This is a genomic window from Cognatishimia sp., from assembly GCF_964229375.1.
Classification (GTDB): domain Bacteria; phylum Pseudomonadota; class Alphaproteobacteria; order Rhodobacterales; family Rhodobacteraceae; genus Cognatishimia.
In genome coordinates, this window is sequence record NZ_CAXREH010000049.1 from 1 (window position 1) to 17,358 (window position 17,358).

The window sequence follows — 17,358 nt, forward strand, 5'->3', positions numbered from 1 at the left end:
CAGTTTTGCCATCCCAGCCTCAAGGTCGCAGCGACGGTCGTTATCTTTTTCCCAGGCCGAGAAATAAGTCAGCTGGCGCGCGATCATGATTTCAACCGCCATCATCGCCAGTTTGCTCGCCACGCGGGGGAATTCGATCAGAGACTTGCCGAATTGTTTGCGGTCGATGGCATATTGCATGGACACGTCCAACGCGGACTGAGCCACACCAACAGCACGTGCTGCGGTCTGGATGCGGGCGCTTTCGAAGGTCTGCATCAGCTGTTTAAAGCCCTTGCCTTCTTCGCCACCCAACAGGTTTTCGCCTTTGACCTTAAAGCCATCAAAGCTGAGTTCGTATTCTTTCATGCCGCGATACCCCAGCACTTCGATCTCGGTGCCACTCATGCCCTCGGTCGGGAAAGGGTTTTCATCGGTTCCAGGTGTCTTTTCGGCGATGAACATCGACAGGCCGGTGTGGTTGTCGGTCTCGGGATTGGTGCGCGCCAACAGGGTCATGATCTGGGTGCGGGCTGCATGGGTGATCCATGTTTTGTTGCCGGTGATTTCCCAGTCGTCGCCGGATTTCACGGCCCGGGTGCGCAGGCTTCCCAGATCCGATCCGGTGTTTGGCTCGGTGAACACCGCGGTCGGCAAAACTTCACCGCTGGCAAGTTTTGGCAGCCATTTTTGCTTTTGGTCCTCGGTGCCACCGCACAGGATCAGTTCGCAGGCGATCTCGGGGCGGGTGCCCAGCGAGCCGACGCCGATATAGCCGCGCGACAGCTCTTCGGTCACAACGGCCATCGACGCTTTGGACATGCCAAACCCGCCGTATTCCTCGGGCAGGGTCAGTCCAAAGACGCCCATTTCGGCCAGTTCCTGAATGACTTCCAGCGGGATCAGGTCGTCCTTGAGGTGCCACTCATGCGCATGGGGCAGCACCTTTTCCACGGTGTAACGGCGGACTTGCTCGCGGATCATCTCGAGTTCTTCGTCAAGGCCCGCGCCGCCAACGGTCAGGTTGGCCGCTTGCTCTCGCATCAGTTCGACAAGGCGCACGCGCGCGGCTTGGCTGTTGCCTTGATCGCACAGCGTCATGACCGCAGGGATCATCAGCCCGCGCATCTCGTCTTGCGTCAGGCCCATGTCTTGCAGGCGGATGATTTCGCCCTGACTCATCGGGATGCCGCCATAGATCTGCCAGAGGTATTCGCCAAAGGCGATCTGGTGGATCAACTGTTCGATCTCGCCAAACTTGCCGTCGGCGTGCAGCTTTTCGGCCCAGCCTTGCATCTGCTTAAGCGATTGCGCGTAGGTCGCAAGCCACGCAAGTGCATGTGCTGCCGTCTGATTTTTTTCGATCTTGCCGCCAGAGACGCGGCCTTCGACTGTGACCATATCGCGAAGACGCTCGGTCGTCGTTTCAACCAAAGCATCGACCGGGGCAAGTGCCGCGCCGGTCAGATCCAGAAGATCAGAAATCAATGCAGATTGGGTCATGTCGAGGTCCTGTCCGTCGTGCGCCATGAATCATATCCTTTGCTATGCTGCAGTGTGACATATCTATTATGCATCTGCAGCGCAATTAAAATACGCCAAGGGTGTTAAATGAATAAAAATGTTACGCGACGAAATTTGGGCGTTGTGACTTACAGGTCGACTTTCAGCACACCTCCAGGGTCTTTGGCACGCGATTGACACAGGATGATCTGGGTTTCGCGCTGTTTGTTGGACAGAACGAAATCGCGATGCTCTGCGTCGCCGTCGATCAGGCCGCATTTACAGACCCCACAGATCCCATCAGAGCATTTCACGTCCACAGCCACGCCATTCTCGGCCAGAACATCAGTGGCCGTCTTGTCAGCAGGGACAAGGATCTGGCGCCCGTCGTTCAATTCCAAAGTGAAATCGTGGTTTTCATACTCGGGCTGTTCAGGGACGTTGAAGTATTCCAGATGGCGGCCCTCTTCAGGAAAGCCCTGACGCTCGGCGGCCTGCATCACGCCATCCATAAAGCGGTCCGGCCCACAGGTATAGACATGCCAACCGTCCTTATATCCGGCGAGAACCTGATCCAGATCGGCGCGAGTGCCCTCGTCCGAGAAGTGGTAGTGCACTTTGTCGGCCCATGGGAATTCTGCAAGATCCTTCAAGAAACCCGCCGATGTGCGGCTGCCGCAGGAATAATGTAGCGCAAAATCAGCGCCCAAGGCGTGCAGCCGGTGGGCGAAGGCAATCATGGGCGTGATCCCGATGCCGCCGCCCATCAAAAAGGTCTTTGTGGCGGTCTCGTCCAGTTCAAAGTGGTTGATCGGCTTGCTGACAAACACGCGCCGGCCCTCTGTGAAAATCCGATGCAGGAACTTGGACCCGCCGCGCCCTTCGTCCTCGCGCAGCACGCCGATTTCATAGCTGTTGGTGTTGGCAGGGTTGCCCGACATCGAATACTGGCGCAGGAACTCGGGCGCGACTACCACGTCCAAATGCGCGCCAGCGGTCCAGTCAGGCAATGCGCTGCCGTCGAAGGCCTCAATAACGTATTTGGTCACATCCGAGGTCATTTTTTCGACTTTGGCGATCTTGGCCATCACCACCGGGCTGTCGGCGTCCAGAGTGAAGCGATGAATATGCGCGGTCTCTCCTTTCGCGGATTTGGCGCGATAGTCTTCTGCCGAGATCATATCCTCATAGGCCTTGATGCCTGCCTCGCGATCCATCGGAAACGGATATGGATAGGGGTGCGGCGCAAGGGTCGCGGGATAGACGGCCAGCGTCTGGTCTTCGTATTTCAGGTCCAGATCGGTCTGCAGATCGCGGCGGTTCACAGGTTCATCGGTCGGGTGATAGCCGCCATCCTCGCCAAGTTTCAGATCCCACCACCATTTCTTGGTATCGTTCAGCGCACCGCGCTTCATCCGGTCGTCCAGTTTGGCCAAAACCGGCGCGGCGGACGGAATATTTGAGGCCGCCCAACGGAACGGCGCCTCGGCAAACAGGCCTTCAAGATTCCAGGGGCAGGTTTTCATGCAGCGCCCACACATTGCTCCGCCCGGAGTGGTGATCCGATAGGTTGCGCATTTCTGGCTGTCGGACTTCCAGATTTCATAACCGTTGAACATCAGCTTGGGCCCTGCGGTGATGGCACCAGAGGGGCATTCGCGGGCGCATTTGTTGCAGTTCTCGCAAAAGTTCTGTAGGCCGAAATCGATGGGCTTGTCGTGTGCCATGGGCATGTCTGTGGTGACCACACCTGACTTCAGACGCGGGCCAAGATAGGGGTTCAGGATGACCTCCCCGATCCGCGATACCTCGCCAAGGCCAGCGAGCAACAGCAGCGGCGGCTGAAGCACCTCGCCATCCATCACGGTATGCGCCTTGGCCTGATAGCCGAGGTTGCGGATCTGTCTGGCGATCACCCCGCCCAACAACGAGAACCGCAGATAGGCCCGCATGGATTGCGCAACAGCGATCCAGTCATCGCCCGAGCTGCCTTCCATCGTTTCAAAGCCCTGATCGATGATCATCGAAATCGCTTGGTCCTGCGTTGGGTGGATCTCGGCACCCGCGGCGTCATGGCTGTACCAAGTCCAGTCGGGACATTCGGAAATACCGACCGCGTCGACCCCAATAAAATAGCTGGCTGCCTTGATATTGGCCGCGTTTCGCGCGGCGTCTGTGGGGCGGCTGCCGGTGGGGTTGGGGGTGCCGTCTTGCAATAAAACAAAGGCGCCAAGCGCGCGGCGTTGCGCAATCGACGGCGCGGCTTTGCGGACATAAAACCCGCCTTTGGCTTGGTCCTGCAGCGTCTTGCCCATGTCTCCGAATTGCGCTCGCGCGAACAGATCGGCGCGTTTCGGCACGCGGGCAACATTCGCGCGGTCGATATACGTGGTCGGTTCGTCCACACGTTTCAGCCGCTCAAACGGATGAGGGCCGTCGGCGAAATTACGTTTGCGATAAGGGTCTTTGTTCAAGGCACTTTTGGCGTGCCCTTTGCCCAGCCACCAGCCCGGGCCCTGTGTCGACCAATAGGGCTGGCTTTGCATCGGAGCGATGGGCGCGTCCGTTTCCAGATCAAGGGTGCAGGTGATGGCGGCCAGCCCAAAGCTGCGCCCGATCCACGGCGCTGCGATTGTGTCGCCGTCCACATAGGCAAGTCCAGCGGCGACGGCCAGCATGTTCAGATCAACATCCGACGCGGTCGCCGAATGCGATTTGGCCGAAACACCCAGAATGCGAAGGTAGTTGCCGATGACGCTTGCCGTTTCATTGGCAAGCAGTGCCGCGCGGTGATCCAGCGCATCTTCCAGCCACTCAACGCCCGGCTCGTCGCCGATGTCGCGTGGGTTTTCATAAAGGAATACGATGGCATGGTTGTGCTCGTCGATGCTGCTGGGTTTTGCGTCAATGCTGTCGCGCAGATCTGCCATGATCGCGTCGATCCCGGCGGCAAGGCTCTTGGTCTGGCGTGTGCGCAGCTCGTCTGACAGGCGGGCCACACCGGGGTTTACGCGCATCTCGGCAAGGTGTGCTTGTTTGGGCAGCGAGCAGATCCCAACCATCGAGGCATCGTTGAAGTACCCAAACGATTTCAGGTGGTTAGAGCGTTCCGCGGGGTTGTCGGGAATGCTGCTTTTGGCAGTGTTAACCAGCCCGTCCCGCAGTGCATCCAGCATGGCCTGATATTCGTCTATCGCGTTGACGATGCTGTCCGGTGTCTCGGGGCGCAGAAACGACAACGGGGCCATCGCGGGAACCGCACCAAGGTCTGCTTCTGTGATCCGTGTTAGTTTTTCCAGAGGGTAGGGGCCAAGATGAACGGGCCTCGATTTGTCTGAAAAAAATCGAACGGTCATAAAAGCTCCCCCTTTGCCTTACCCGGGGCCAAACGGCCCGGGGCTCTTGGTACCGGGGGACTTTACGCAAATACCAAAGGTTTAACAGGGGCAATGCTTAAAAGTTTTGATGATGGTCCACGGGCAAGCCGCTGGGCACAGTATCCGGCACCCGCGAGGCTTGGGCGGCGGCCTGCTCTCCGGTCAAAGCGTTTAGGAACGCAACCAATGCAGCAACGTCAGTTTCGCTGGCCTGTTTTAACGCGATATCCAGCACGCCCGCCTGTCGCGCCATTTCAAACCGGTCGTTCTGGATCATGAAATCCGAGGCGCGAAACCATGGCACATCCGGCAGGATCAGGTCGTCGCGCTGCCAGTTTGCGCGGGCTTTTTCCGGGTCCATATGGTGGCGCACCATGGCCTCAAGCGTCGGGTAGGCGCCGTTGTGTCCATAGGGGGCCGATAGCGCCACATTGCGCAACATAGGCGTGCGAAAACGATAGGCATCAGCAAGGCTGTCGCTTTCGCCCATGCGCCCCACATCGCGGTTGATCAGATCAAATTTGCGGGTCCGTCCGGGCCCAAACGCAGGCAGGCCAAGCGCGTGAAACCCTTGATCAGACAACAGGCTGCCCGCATGACACCCGGAACATCCGGCGGTGCCAAAAAACAGATCCATGCCCGCTTTTTGTTGATCGGTCAGCGCGCCTGTGTCGCCTGCGAGATAGGCGTCAAACGGGCTGTCGAAACTGGTGAAGTCTTGGATAATAAACGCGGAAATCGCGTTGGCGATGTCGACCATCGTGACGTCTTCGGGGGCCGAGATATGCGCGAATGCCTCGACGAAACCGTCGCCATAAGCGGGGATCGTGCGCACGCGTTTGGCCAGTATGGGCCACACGTTGTCGATGCGATCAAACCGCGCGCCCACCACTTCGTTCTCGCCAGAGTTCCCGGCCATCTCGATTTTTGAGGTCACAGGGAACAGGGCCTGCGCTGCCAAAATGGTCTCAAGGCCAAGCGGCAGCCACTCTTCGGCGGGGGTGTTAAAGCCGTTGCCATAGATGTCATCGACGCTGATACGCCCGTCGTGCATCACAACACCGATGTCTTTGTGACCCAGATTCCACAACGCCGGCGCATTGCGTGGCACGCGTCGAATAACCGGATTTTCGCCCGTATCAGACACCCGTTTCGGCCCCAGTCCAACACCACCTTCCCCAAGCCCAAGCGAGAGCCCGTCAGAGGTGCCCAAAGCCGGATGATGGCAGGTTCCGCAGCTAATATTTCTGTTCCCCGACAATATTTTATCGTAAAATAGCAGGCGACCGAGTTCGGCTTTCTTAGCCGCTGTGGGAAAGAAATCTTTGGCCGTAAGGGGCGGGGGCAAATCAGTGGCAACAGCCGTGTTTGCAAGCCCCAGTGCCAGACCGAAAGGGAGAAGGAAATGAAGCGATTTATGTTGGCCTTGGCGCTTTTGGCTGGCCCGGCCTTTGCCGAAATCGAAGAAGCGCGCGACCTGATGGAAGAGGGCGACTTTGTGAAGGCCTATGCGCTTTTGGAGCCTGCGGCGCGATCTGGAAACGCGGATGCCGAAGAGCTGATTGGCGTGATGTACGCCATGGGCTTGGGCGTCGAACGCGATGACCAGCGGGCGTTTGAATGGTATCTGCGCAGCTCGCTTAAGGGGCATCCCGGCGCGCAGTCGGGCATCGGTTGGTATTATGAAATCGGACGCGGAATGCCTGCGCCTGATCTGGTGCGCGCCTATATGTGGTACACGCTGAGCGCCATCGGCGGCGACCCTGATGCGGCGATCAGTTTGGAAGAAGTGGTCAAGAAAATGACCCGAGAAGAGATCGAAAAAGCGCATATCTTGGTCGAGGACTATAAAGGGTGGATGTATCCGTTACGGTAGTCTGAAGTCTTTAAAGGGAAAGGCGGCACGAGTTTCCTCGCGCCGCCTTTTTTGTTGGCTTTAGTTCAGGTCCGCTGCGCGGGCTGCACCGATGTCTGCTTCGGCGTCTGCAACCGCAGCAGTCAGCGCATCAAAGATCGCCGGACCGCGGGTTACGTTGTCTTTGAACCAGTCATACACAGGGGACGCGGCTTCTTTGAAAGCAGCTTTCTGTGCTGGAGTTGGAACATAGAGGTCACCGCCGCCTGCAACAAAGTCTGCATAGGCTTGGATCGACTTACGCTTTGGCGACGCGAAGGTTGCCTGCTGCAGGCCGTAGAAGCCGTCAACAACAACAGTTTTCAGGTCGTCAGGCATGGACATGAATGTTTCGTTCGACATCCACCACAGCGCACCCATATAGGCGTGGCCGTCCAGAGTGACATACTGCAGACCCGCATCAGGGAATTTCATACCCATGATGTCGGTGATGCCGTTCTTGGAGCCTTCAACAACGCCAGTTTGGAACGAGGTGAACAGTTCAGGCCATGGGATCGGAGTCGGAGACGCACCCAAGGCACGTACCAGTTCCTGCGGCAGGTCTGCCACAACGGTCCGGATTTTGAGACCATTCATGTCGCCTGGCTCTGCCACGCGGCGTTTTGTGTTGGCAAAGTTGCGCCAGCCGCCGGTGTTGCCGATTGTCATCAGACGGATCGCGTCGCCGGAGTCTTCCAGCGCCATGTCACGCATTGTGCGGGTGAAGTCACCAGACAAGACGTGCTCGGCAATACGGTCGTCCGCCATCAGATATGGCAGGTCCAGAACCTGCACATATGGGAACAGGCCGGATGCACCGCCAGAGGTAGAGATATAGATGTCGATAGAGCCATCTGCGACACCTTGCAGACACTCAGCACCGTTGGAGCAAAGCTGGGTACCGATGAACAGTTCAACTTCGATCGCGCCGTTGGATGCGGCTTCGACATAGTTTTTGAACACGATCAGACCGTCATAGTCTTCGTCGTTTTCGTTTGAGTTGGCTGTAGCGCGCAGGGTGTAATCTGCGGCCGTTGCCGTCATCGCGGTGCCTGCCAATAGGGCAGAGACAGCGAGGGTTTTGAACATAGTTTTGAGCATATAGTTACCTCCCATTCGCTCGAAGTACTTGTTAATTCAAAAAGCCGGTCAGACGCGGAACAGTCAGCGAAATCGCGGGTACAAAAGTGATCAAGAAGATCACGAAGATTTCCACCGCAAGGAAAGGCAGGATCGCCTTTGCAATGGTGGCCACCTTTTCTCGGGACACGGCGGCGGCCACAAAGAGCACAAGGCCCATTGGGGGTGTTGCCAGACCGACGGTCAGGTTCACAGACATGATGATCGCAAAGTGGATCGGTTCAACGCCAAGACCAAGGAACACAGGGCCAAGGATCGGGCCGAGGATGATGATCGCCGGGCCAGCGTCGAGGAACATGCCTACAACAAACAGCAGCAGGTTAATCAGGAACAGCAGCAGCAGAGGATTCTCTGTCAGCGTCAGGATCCATTGCGCCAAAAGCTCTGGCGCGTGGCTCAGGCTGACGACTGTCTTAAACGACATCGCAGCACCAACCAGCAGAAGCACAACCGCAGAGGTGATGCCCGCACGGGTCAGAACGTCTGGCAATTCGCGGAACTTCAGGGTGTTCAGAACGAACAGACCGATCACCAGCGCATAGGCAACCGCGACCGCTGCGGCTTCGGTCGGGGTAAAGACCCCACCCAAGATGCCACCCAAAATGATCACCGGTGTCATAAGCGGGAAGAAGGCCTTCAGCGAGGCATTCCCGCGTTGTTTCCAAGAGTACTTTTCAGTCGCAACCGGGAAGTCATAGCGGTCGGCCATGATCTTGACCATGATCATCAGGCCAACACCCACTAGGATGCCGGGCACGATACCCGCCAAAAACAGCGCCGCAACGCTTTCGCCCATGACATAGGCATAGATAATCATAATCCCAGACGGCGGAATAATCGGACCAATCACCGAGCTGGCTGCGGTGATCGCCGCGGCAAAGCGGGTTGTGTAACCTTGCTTTTCCATGGCTGGGATCAACATCGACCCAAGCGCGGATGTATCCGCCACGGCCGATCCGGACAGACCGGCAAACAGCATCGACGACAGAACGTTGACGTGCGCCAGGCCGCCACGGAAGTGGCCCATCAAAGCTTGCGCGAATTCAACAAGACGCAAGGTGATGCCGCCGCGATTCATCAGTTCACCGGCCAGCATGAAGAAGGGGATCGCCATCAGCGGGAAGCTGTCCATACCGTTGTACAGATTGCGGTAGAGCAGCGTGATATCTCGTTCCTGACCGGCCAGCCACAAAAGCGCACCCGGCGCTGCGAGCAGGCAGAAGAACACCGGAAGACCGATCAGGAGGAGGAACAGAAAGACGGGTAGGAACCAGAGCAACATTATTCAGCACCTCCGGCCACCGGGCCACCAATGGCTGGCAGGCTGTCGCCTCCGCCAAACAAAGAAATCACGCGACGCAGGATCAGTTCGACATTCACGAGGATCAAAAGCACAACGCCGACAAACAGGGACAGCATCATCCAGCTGCGCGGCACGCGGTACCATTCGTCAAAGCCAAGAGATGTGGGAACATAGAGCGATGCGGTGGCAAATCGTCCACCCAGGCCATTGACCTCTTTCCAGCCAATCTGGACGGCAAAGACCAGGACCACGAGACACACGACCAGCAAAATGATCTGCAACGCCTGAAGAGCCTTGCTGGGCAGGATAGAGTCGATGACGTCGATGGCGACGAAGCCGCCGCTGCGGAAGGCGGTTGGGGCCATGAGGCCGGTCATCCACAACATGCAGAACCGCGCGGCCTCATCCGGCCAGGGCAGGGCGTTGTTCAGAATATAACGGAAAAAGACCTGGATCAGGATGGCGATAACCATGGCCGCCACCGCCACGACCCCAATGCTGCGTCCAATGCGCAGCAAAAGGTCGTTGATCACCTTTAACACCGTGGCCAAAGCCAGCAAAAAACTCATATTCACTCCTCCCACGCAGCCTTAAAGGCGGCTGCAGCCCTTAGTCGTTGGTCGAAAAGACTCCCATTTTTCCTTTGAAGAACCCCAGTGCTTCTCCGTCTTGGCGTAGGGTTGTTCGGTCGATAGACCCAAGGATGATTGTATGATCTCCGGCATCGACAGTCTGAACCTGTGTGCACTCAAACCGGGCCAGACAGCCCTCGATCAAAGGCACATCCACTTGGTTTGTCGTCAGACCCTTGTCGCGCAGCCCATAAGCATCTTTTGCAATGGCCCAGCAGAGATCGGATTGATCCGCCGCAAGAACATGGATGGCGTAATGCTTGGCGTTCAGGAAATGCCCGGCGCGTCGTGATCCTTTGTCTGGCGACCAAAGCGCCAGCGCAGGGTTCAGTGACACAGATGAAAAACTGTTGGCGGTGATCCCGATCGGGCCGTCCTCGGTCATGGCGGTTACAATCGTCACGCCGGTTACAAACCGACCAAAAGCATCGCGCAGCAAGCGCGTGTTGTCAGCATCTGGAACAAAGCTTTCAATCGTATCGGTTTGCGTCATGACGTTCACGGGACCTCCTTGCCGAGCGCGGCTTGATAGAGAGTGAACCATGCTTCGCGGCTCAAGGATACCTTCATCGCATCCGAGATGGTCTTGATCCGGTCCAGATTGTTGGTCCCAAGCACCGGCAGGATTTTGGACGGGTGGCGCAGCAAGAACGCCACAGCAACCGCCGCGCGATCTACGCCAAACTCGGCCGCAATTGCGTCCATCTGTTTGGCAGCGTCGCCGTCCCCTGTCATCAGGCTACCGCCTCCCAAGGGGGACCATGCCATCATTGCGTCGCCGTTTTTCTGGTGGAACGCGATGTCTCCGTTGGTGAACGGCGCAAGTTCCGACAAAGAAATCTCGATCTGGTTTGTGACCAGTTTGTTGGACATTGCAGATTGCAGCAGATCCCAATCCCACGGACGGAAATTTGACACACCAACGGTGCGCACTTTGCCCGAGGCCACCAGATCATCCAACGCTGCGCCGGTTTCCTCGTGATCCATCAAGGGATCGGGACGGTGGATCAGCAGCAGATCGATGTGGTCAATGCCCATGCCGGTCAGCGAATGCTCGACAGAGGATTCGATATGCGCGCGGGACGTGTCGTAATATTTGCCAGACGCATGCGACCAGCGACCAATCGGGGCAATGATGTCGCATTTTGTGACGATTTCCATCTGGTTGCGCAAAGCAGGGTTTGCCCGCAGCGCGCCGCCGAGGATCGCCTCGGCACCATAGTCGCCATAGATGTCGGCCTGATCAAAGGTTGTGATGCCCTGATCCAGGCACGCCTGAATTTTCGCTTCGACATGGTCGGGTGATGTGTCTTCGACATCGCCAATGCGCCACATGCCATAGACAAGGCGGCTGAAGCTAAGGTCAGAAGTGAGGGATACACGATCCATTATGCGCGGTCTCCTACGCCTAGAGGCGTTGCAGGTGTGGATGCCGGAACGCGGCCATAGGCCTCTGGCATCGAACAGGTTTTTAGATGTGGCATGACGAGCTTACCAAAGTGTTCTGCTTCGTCGATGTGCGGATATCCAGAAAAGATAAACGCACGGATACCCATTTTTTGATATTCTTCAATACGGCTGAGAACCTGATCCGCGCTGCCCACCAAAGCCGCGCCACAGCCCGAGCGCGCGCGTCCGACGCCGGTCCAAAGATTAGGCTCTACATAGCCGAATTTATCCGCCAGCTCGCGGGCTTTGGCCTGATGCGCGACGCCCAGCGAAATACTGTCATGGGCGCGGTCGCGGATCAGTTTGCCGTATTCGTCATCCAGTTTGGACACGATGTAATCCGCATACTCACGCGCTTCGGCCTCGGTCTCGCGCACGATCATGTGCACGCGCAGGCCGTAATCCAGCGTACGGTTGTATTTCTCGGCCACAGCGTTCACGTCTTTCATACGCTGCGCCAGATTTTCCTTTGGCTCTGGCCACATCAGATAGACGTCGCAATGCTGCCCGCACAGATCCAACGCGGCCGGAGAATAACCGCCGAAATAAAGCAACGGCCCGCCGGTCTGATAGGGCTTCGCCGGGTCGGTTGTCAGGCCTTCGAAGTTATAAACCTCGCCCTTGTAGGTGATTTTGTCCTGCGTCCACGCCTGTTTGAGGATTTCGACCACTTCGCGTGAGCGTTGATAGCGGTAGCCGCTTTCGGCAACCTCACCTGGGAAATCCGAGCTGATGATGTTAACCGTCAGGCGCCCTTCAAGCATATGATCCAAGGTGGAAATCGTGCGCGCCAGCATGATCGGTTGCATCTCGCCACAGCGCACCGCAGCCAGCATGTTGATCTTTTCGGTGATCGGCGCACAGCCCGCCACAAAGCTCAGCGTGTCCTGACCAACTTGGTAAGATGAGGGGCACAAAATGTTGCGAAAGCCCTGCGCCTCGGCGGTTTTCACGATATCGGAGCAGTGTTTCCAAGAGGATCGCAGATCCCCGTCCGGCACGCCCAGAAACTGATAATCGTCCGAGCAAAGTGCTGAAAACCATGACACTTCTGCGGCGTCTAGGTCTGGCGACGTGATGGGGACGACGGTCATTGATTCCTCCGAAGGCGAGCAGTCATTTTCATCTTGCATAACCAGCGCTTTGATGTAGATCAATGGTGTATCAATTTTTTTGTGAGCGGTAGCACCACGAAATGACCACCACCGGCGAAGCCACTGCGATCCCCCTATATCTGCAGATCAGCGAGACTTTGATCCGCGAAATTGGCTCGGGCCGGTTGGAAGATGGCGCGCGCCTGCCGCCCGAGCGCACCTTGGCGGTCAGGTTCAACACAACTGTGCGTACTTTGCGTAAAGCCCTATCAGAGCTAGAGAAAAAAGGTCTGCTGGAGCGTATTCAGGGGTCAGGGAACTATGTGCGCAGCAAGGATCAGGTGCTCAGCATCTATTCCATGCTGCGGCTCGAGTTGCACAAAGGCGGTGGTCTTCCCACGGCGCAGTTCCTGTCGGTCGATGAACTCAAGAAACCCTCTGACCTGCCTGATTTCGGGCGCAAGGGCTGGGGGACGCGATTCCGTCGTCTGCGCTTTATGGACAAGATTCCGGTGGCGGTCGAAGAGATATGGCTGGATGGGTCTGCAGGTCATGTGGACCCCAAACAGGTGCAGGATTCGATGTATCGTTACTACCGACTGGCGCTGGATGTTTGGATCAGCCGCGCCGAAGATCGGGTGGCGATCGGACCTGTGCCAGATTGGGCACCCAGTGCCTTTGGCAAGGCACCTCATGAAATAGCTGGATATGTAGAGCGGTTGAGCTGGGCCAAGGATGACGCCCCCGTAGAGTTCTCCCGCACTTGGTATGACCCAGACAAAGCACTTTATGTGCAGCGTCTGACCTAGGAGTAACTATGACGAAGACAACGCGTTACGGAATCATCGGATGCGGCATGATGGGCAACGAACATATGCGCAATATTGCGCTTTTGCCCGATGCGCAGGTTGCGGTGGTTTTTGAACCCGATGCGGGCATGCGCAAGGCCGCACAACACGTCGAGCCGACTGTGACCTTTGCAGACAGCATCGAAGAGCTGCTGGGGCATGACGATCTGGATTGTATACTGATCGCCAGCCCGAATTTCCGCCATGTCGAACAACTGGAACTTTTGGCCGAACATCGCGCCCTGCCGGTGTTGGTGGAAAAGCCCCTGTTTACAGATCCGGATGACGTCGCGCGGATGAACCGGTTTATCGAGACATACCCCGCACCCGTCTGGGTCGCGATGGAGTACCGCTACATGCCGCCCATCTCGGCGTTTCTGGACGCAGTCCAAGAGGCAACTGGCGGCATCAAGATGCTGACGATCCGCGAGCACCGGTTCCCGTTCCTTCCCAAAGTCGGCAATTGGAACCGCTTTAACGCAAAGTCGGGCGGGACGTTTGTCGAGAAATGCTGTCACTTCTTCGATCTGATGCGCTTGGCGCTGAACGCCGAACCTGTGCGCGTCATGGCGTCTGGCGGGCAGGATGTGAACCATTTGACCGAATCCTATGACGGGGCGGTCAGTGATATTCAGGACAATGGCTATGTCATTGTCGATTTCGACACAGGCGCCCGCGCCATGCTCGAGCTGTGCATGTTTGCAGAAGGCGCAGAGTATCAGGAAGAGGTGTCTGCCGTCGGACCAAACGGCAAGATCGAGGCGCAGGTGCCCGGACCTGGTCGGTTCTGGCCGAAACATCTGGGAGATGCGCCCGTGCCCAAACTGGTTCTAAGCCCACGCAGCCCCAAGGGGCCGGAAACACGTGCAATCCCTGTGGATCCTGACATTCTGGATGCCGGAGACCACAATGGCTCGACCTTTTATCAGCATCAGAAGTTCCTCGAGCTGGTGCGCGGCACGCGCGCGACGCCTGAGGTCACGTTCAACGATGGCAAGATGGCGGTTCTGATGGGAATGGCGGCCCAACGCTCGATCGCCGAAAAGCGTGTGGTTGAGATGAAAGAGTTTCTGTAACCGGCGTTCACAGCGGCCGACCGGGGCCTTCTTTGGTCGATAACGTGTCGCTTTCTGCAATCAGATTTCGGGAAACCGCAGGACGAAAGTGAGTCTTGCGTGCAAGTCTCGGTGTAAGATTGGAGATCACAATGAACGCACACGCACCTCGCACACGCGGTGGCGGGCGCTCCGCCCGCCGCGCAGCTCGCACCGCTGTAAACTTCGACATGCTGCCGGGATTGACCCGAAAAATCCCTCTGTGTGAGGTGATGGACGGCGCACAGGTCGAGGCGATCGACAATGCGTCGATGGACATACTTGAGAACGTCGGTGTCCAGTTCCGCGATGATATCGCGCTGGAAGACTGGAAACGCGTTGGCGCAAAGGTTGAGGGCGAGCTTGTCTTTCTGGATCGGGGTTTGGTGCGCGAGTTGATCTCGACGATCCCGTCCGAGTTTACCTATCACGCGCGCAACCCTGAAAAGAACGTCGCGCTGGGCGGCAATGCCTCGGTGTTTGTGCCGATGACCGGCGCGCCTTTCTTGCGCGATCTCGAAGACGTACGCCGGAACCCGACGCTGGACGATCTGGCGATGTTCCACAAGCTGAGCCACATGATGCCAGCGCTGCATTCTTCGGCGCACCACATCGTTGAGCCCTATGATCACCCGATCAGCCACCGTCATTTGCGCATCACATATTCATCGATGAAACACTCCGACAAGATGTTCATGGGCATGACAACAAGCCCCAAGAACGCCGAAGATGTCATGGACATGTGCGCGATCCTGTTTGGCGAAGACTTTCTTGAGGATCATCCGGTCACCACCGGCAACTGTAACGGCAACAGCCCACTGGTCTGGGATGAAACCATGCTGGGCGCGATGCGTGCTTTCTGTAAACGCAATCAGCCGGTTCTCTGCTCGCCCTTCGTTCTGGGCGGCGCGAATACGCCGGCCTCTGTTCCGGCCTCGGTTGCCCAGCTGAACGCCGAAGCGCTTTCGGCGCTGGCCTATACGCAGGTCATCCGCAAGGGCGCGCCAGCGATCTATGGCCACTACCTGTCCACGGTATCGATGAAATCCGGCGCGCCGATGGCGGGGACGCCTGAAATCAGCCTGATGAACTTTATGATCGGTCAGATGGCGCGCTACTACGGGGTGCCGTGGCGTACCTCTAACACGCTGGGTGGCGCGAAAACCTTTGATGCGCAGGCAGGCTATGAGAGCGCGACAACGCTGCAGGCCGTTATCCATGCGGGCGCGAACTATATCTGGCACTCGGCTGGCTGGAACGAGGCGGGCATGCATTGTTCCGTGGCCAAGTTCATCGTCGATGCAGAGCAATGCGCGATGGCTTACCGCATGGCAGAAGGTCCGAAATGGGGCGATTTTGGCGCGGCTCTGAAAGCTGTGCCGGATGTCGGACCCGGCGGTCACTATCTGGGTCACCCGCACACGCAGGACAACTTCCAGGACGCGTTCTTCATGCCCGAGCTGCTTGACAACAACTCGATCGAGCAATGGGTTGCGGAAGGCAGCGTCGAAATTACCGAGCGCGCCCTGAACCACGCCAAGAAATTGCTGCGCGAGTATCAAGAGCCGACATTGGATGTGGCAAAGAACGAAGAGCTGATGGAGTATATCGCGCGCCGAGAGCGTGAAATCCCGGCAGAGGACGCGCTGAACCAAGACTATTAATCCCGCTCAGCAGACACCAGCTTACCAAGCCAGACTTGCACCCCAAGTCTGGCTTGATGCATTTTGAAAAGAACTTTTATGCCTCCGGCGGGGATATTTGGGGCAAGAGAAAAAGGGCTTTCACCTTGTCCCAAATACTCAAATCCGCCGCGTGCCGCTATTCGCTGCGTGCGCGATGTTCCTGCCAGCGCAAGATTGCATTCGCGCCGATTTGACGAAACGGTTGCGGGGGCAGGCGGCTGGGTTGGGCTTCGGCGGTGAAATGCGCCGTGATGTCGGACCTGACACCACATGCCAGTTCCGCGGCGCCAATGCCTGTCAGAGTGCCACGCGCTGTGCCCAGCCCGTTCTGAACGCAGGCGGAATAGATGCCTGTGTCGATCTCGCGCATGACCGAGACGCTATTCATAGACAGGCACAAGTGCCCTGCCCAGACATGTTCCATTCGAAGGCCCGCCAGTTTGGGGAAACGGCTGTCGAATTTCTGCTGCATCACCCGCGCGGCGCGCGCCATGTCTCGTTCAGAGGGTTTGGTATTTGGTTTCAGCAGCGCGCAGGTGCGTGTGATGATCCGGTTTCCGCCTTGCGCTGTATCGATGCGGCGCATTGTGGTGCCCATGGGATCGGACGGCGTGATGCCCCAGCGGTTTTGTCCGCCAAGTTTTTGTAACGCATCGGCGTCCAGTTCGGGTGTCATGGAAGCATAGAGAAAGAGCTGCATCAGACGCCCTTTTTCGACGCCAAAGCTCTCGAGGTGGCCGTTGACGGATAGTATGACTTTGTCGGTTGTCATGCTGCCCTGCGCTGTGGCGACCTGCCAGGAGGATCCGGCTTTGATGATCTGAGTGACCGCAGAGCCTTCATAGATCTCTACGCCACGGCGACGCAGGCCATCGGCCAGCCCGCGAATATAGCCTGCTGGCTGCAGAACCACAGTTCCTGGCGTATAAAGGCCTGACTGATAATGGGCGCTGCCTGTCAGCTCTTGCATGTGTTTGGCGTCAAGCCGCTCGGAGGCCTCGCCAAGTGAGGCAAGATGCGCCGCATAGCTGGTGTTGTGATCATCGGCCCGCGCGCTTGCTGCGCCGTTGACCTTGCCGCAGGCATCAAAGTAGTTCGGGTCAATGTCGTAGTCCTGCACGGCGTTGCGTGCAAAGTCGATGGCTTGCCGATTAAGGGTGATCAGCGCGCGATCATCGCCGCTGCCGGCATAGTCGTCTGAGGTCAGCTCGTGCGGCAGATCGATCATGAACCCCGAGTTGCGCCCGGCGGCGCCTTCGGCAATGGCGCCCGCTTCGAGCACGGTGATCTTTGACCCCGGCGCAAGCTGCGTCAGGCGGCGGGCGGCTGTCAAACCGGCAAACCCGCCCCCGACGATCAC

General features: G+C 57.6%; 14 protein-coding genes. 4 read left to right on the plus strand and 10 right to left on the minus strand.

What is annotated here, in order from left to right; all coding sequences use genetic code 11:
• From ACEQWH_RS03750 to ACEQWH_RS03760, 3 genes are all read right to left on the minus strand, one after another.
• A partial coding sequence (locus ACEQWH_RS03750; RefSeq protein ID WP_370228376.1) for an acyl-CoA dehydrogenase family protein occupies positions 1–1,509 on the minus strand: 1,509 nt, incomplete at its 3' end.
• A 122-nt stretch (positions 1,510–1,631) separates the two neighbouring features.
• Positions 1,632–4,838, minus strand: coding sequence for a reductive dehalogenase (locus ACEQWH_RS03755; protein WP_370228377.1), 3,207 nt, complete (start codon positions 4,836–4,838; stop codon positions 1,632–1,634).
• Positions 4,839–4,935: 97 nt separating this feature from the next.
• On the minus strand, positions 4,936–6,207 hold the full coding sequence (locus ACEQWH_RS03760) for a cytochrome-c peroxidase (RefSeq protein ID WP_370228378.1): 1,272 nt from the start codon (positions 6,205–6,207) through the stop codon (positions 4,936–4,938).
• Positions 6,208–6,264: 57 nt separating this feature from the next.
• Here ACEQWH_RS03760 and ACEQWH_RS03765 point away from each other — a divergent pair, with 57 nt between their 5' ends.
• Entirely contained in the window at positions 6,265–6,735 is a 471-nt protein-coding gene (locus ACEQWH_RS03765) for a tetratricopeptide repeat protein (RefSeq protein ID WP_370228379.1), read from the plus strand.
• Positions 6,736–6,795: 60 nt separating this feature from the next.
• On the opposite strand, the gene dctP is transcribed toward ACEQWH_RS03765, so the two are convergent.
• The 6 genes from dctP to ACEQWH_RS03795 are packed head-to-tail and all read right to left on the minus strand — an operon-like array spanning position 6,796 to position 12,371.
• Entirely contained in the window at positions 6,796–7,854 is a 1,059-nt protein-coding gene (dctP, locus tag ACEQWH_RS03770) for a TRAP transporter substrate-binding protein DctP (protein ID WP_370228380.1), read from the minus strand.
• A 31-nt stretch (positions 7,855–7,885) separates the two neighbouring features.
• Complete coding sequence (locus tag ACEQWH_RS03775; protein WP_370228381.1) at positions 7,886–9,175, minus strand: TRAP transporter large permease; 1,290 nt, start codon at positions 9,173–9,175, stop codon at positions 7,886–7,888.
• Positions 9,175–9,765 (minus strand): TRAP transporter small permease, encoded by a 591-nt coding sequence (locus tag ACEQWH_RS03780; protein WP_370228382.1) that lies wholly within the window; start codon positions 9,763–9,765, stop codon positions 9,175–9,177. The genes ACEQWH_RS03775 and ACEQWH_RS03780 overlap by 1 nt, the downstream gene beginning before the upstream one ends.
• Positions 9,766–9,805: 40 nt before the next feature.
• On the minus strand, positions 9,806–10,321 hold the full coding sequence (locus ACEQWH_RS03785; protein ID WP_370228389.1) for a flavin reductase family protein: 516 nt from the start codon (positions 10,319–10,321) through the stop codon (positions 9,806–9,808).
• Between the two features lie 5 nt (positions 10,322–10,326).
• A complete protein-coding gene (locus ACEQWH_RS03790; RefSeq protein WP_370228383.1) occupies positions 10,327–11,217 on the minus strand; it encodes an aldo/keto reductase family oxidoreductase in 891 nt (296 codons plus the stop codon).
• The gene (locus tag ACEQWH_RS03795; protein WP_370228384.1) at positions 11,217–12,371 is read right to left on the minus strand and encodes an LLM class flavin-dependent oxidoreductase; all 1,155 of its coding nucleotides are present in this window, start codon (positions 12,369–12,371) and stop codon (positions 11,217–11,219) included. Before ACEQWH_RS03795 ends, ACEQWH_RS03790 begins: the two co-directional genes overlap by 1 nt.
• 101 nt (positions 12,372–12,472) lie before the next feature.
• On the opposite strand from ACEQWH_RS03795, the gene ACEQWH_RS03800 reads away from it, so the two are divergent.
• From ACEQWH_RS03800 to ACEQWH_RS03810, 3 genes are all read left to right on the plus strand, one after another.
• The gene (locus ACEQWH_RS03800; RefSeq protein WP_370228385.1) at positions 12,473–13,180 is read left to right on the plus strand and encodes a GntR family transcriptional regulator; all 708 of its coding nucleotides are present in this window, start codon (positions 12,473–12,475) and stop codon (positions 13,178–13,180) included.
• An 8-nt stretch (positions 13,181–13,188) separates the two neighbouring features.
• Positions 13,189–14,295, plus strand: coding sequence for a Gfo/Idh/MocA family protein (locus ACEQWH_RS03805; RefSeq protein ID WP_370228386.1), 1,107 nt, complete (start codon positions 13,189–13,191; stop codon positions 14,293–14,295).
• 131 nt (positions 14,296–14,426) lie between these two features.
• Positions 14,427–15,977, plus strand: coding sequence for a trimethylamine methyltransferase family protein (locus ACEQWH_RS03810; RefSeq protein WP_370228387.1), 1,551 nt, complete (start codon positions 14,427–14,429; stop codon positions 15,975–15,977).
• Between the two features lie 157 nt (positions 15,978–16,134).
• On the opposite strand, the gene ACEQWH_RS03815 is transcribed toward ACEQWH_RS03810, so the two are convergent.
• Positions 16,135–17,358: NAD(P)/FAD-dependent oxidoreductase (locus ACEQWH_RS03815; RefSeq protein WP_370228388.1), on the minus strand; the 1,224-nt coding region annotated here is incomplete at its 5' end.

What these genes read in the sequence shown, in the direction of transcription:
- ACEQWH_RS03810 (WP_370228387.1), top strand. Translation starts at nt 14,427, where the DNA reads ATGAACGCACACGCACCTCGCACACGCGGTGGCGGGCGCTCCGCCCGC.
- ACEQWH_RS03775 (WP_370228381.1), bottom strand. Translation starts at nt 9,175, where the DNA reads ATGTTGCTCTGGTTCCTACCCGTCTTTCTGTTCCTCCTCCTGATCGGT.
- ACEQWH_RS03765 (WP_370228379.1), top strand. Translation starts at nt 6,265, where the DNA reads ATGAAGCGATTTATGTTGGCCTTGGCGCTTTTGGCTGGCCCGGCCTTT.
- ACEQWH_RS03755 (WP_370228377.1), bottom strand. Translation starts at nt 4,838, where the DNA reads ATGACCGTTCGATTTTTTTCAGACAAATCGAGGCCCGTTCATCTTGGC.
- dctP (WP_370228380.1), bottom strand. Translation starts at nt 7,854, where the DNA reads ATGCTCAAAACTATGTTCAAAACCCTCGCTGTCTCTGCCCTATTGGCA.
- ACEQWH_RS03805 (WP_370228386.1), top strand. Translation starts at nt 13,189, where the DNA reads ATGACGAAGACAACGCGTTACGGAATCATCGGATGCGGCATGATGGGC.
- ACEQWH_RS03800 (WP_370228385.1), top strand. Translation starts at nt 12,473, where the DNA reads ATGACCACCACCGGCGAAGCCACTGCGATCCCCCTATATCTGCAGATC.
- ACEQWH_RS03790 (WP_370228383.1), bottom strand. Translation starts at nt 11,217, where the DNA reads ATGGATCGTGTATCCCTCACTTCTGACCTTAGCTTCAGCCGCCTTGTC.
- ACEQWH_RS03795 (WP_370228384.1), bottom strand. Translation starts at nt 12,371, where the DNA reads ATGACCGTCGTCCCCATCACGTCGCCAGACCTAGACGCCGCAGAAGTG.
- ACEQWH_RS03785 (WP_370228389.1), bottom strand. Translation starts at nt 10,321, where the DNA reads ATGACGCAAACCGATACGATTGAAAGCTTTGTTCCAGATGCTGACAAC.
- ACEQWH_RS03780 (WP_370228382.1), bottom strand. Translation starts at nt 9,765, where the DNA reads ATGAGTTTTTTGCTGGCTTTGGCCACGGTGTTAAAGGTGATCAACGAC.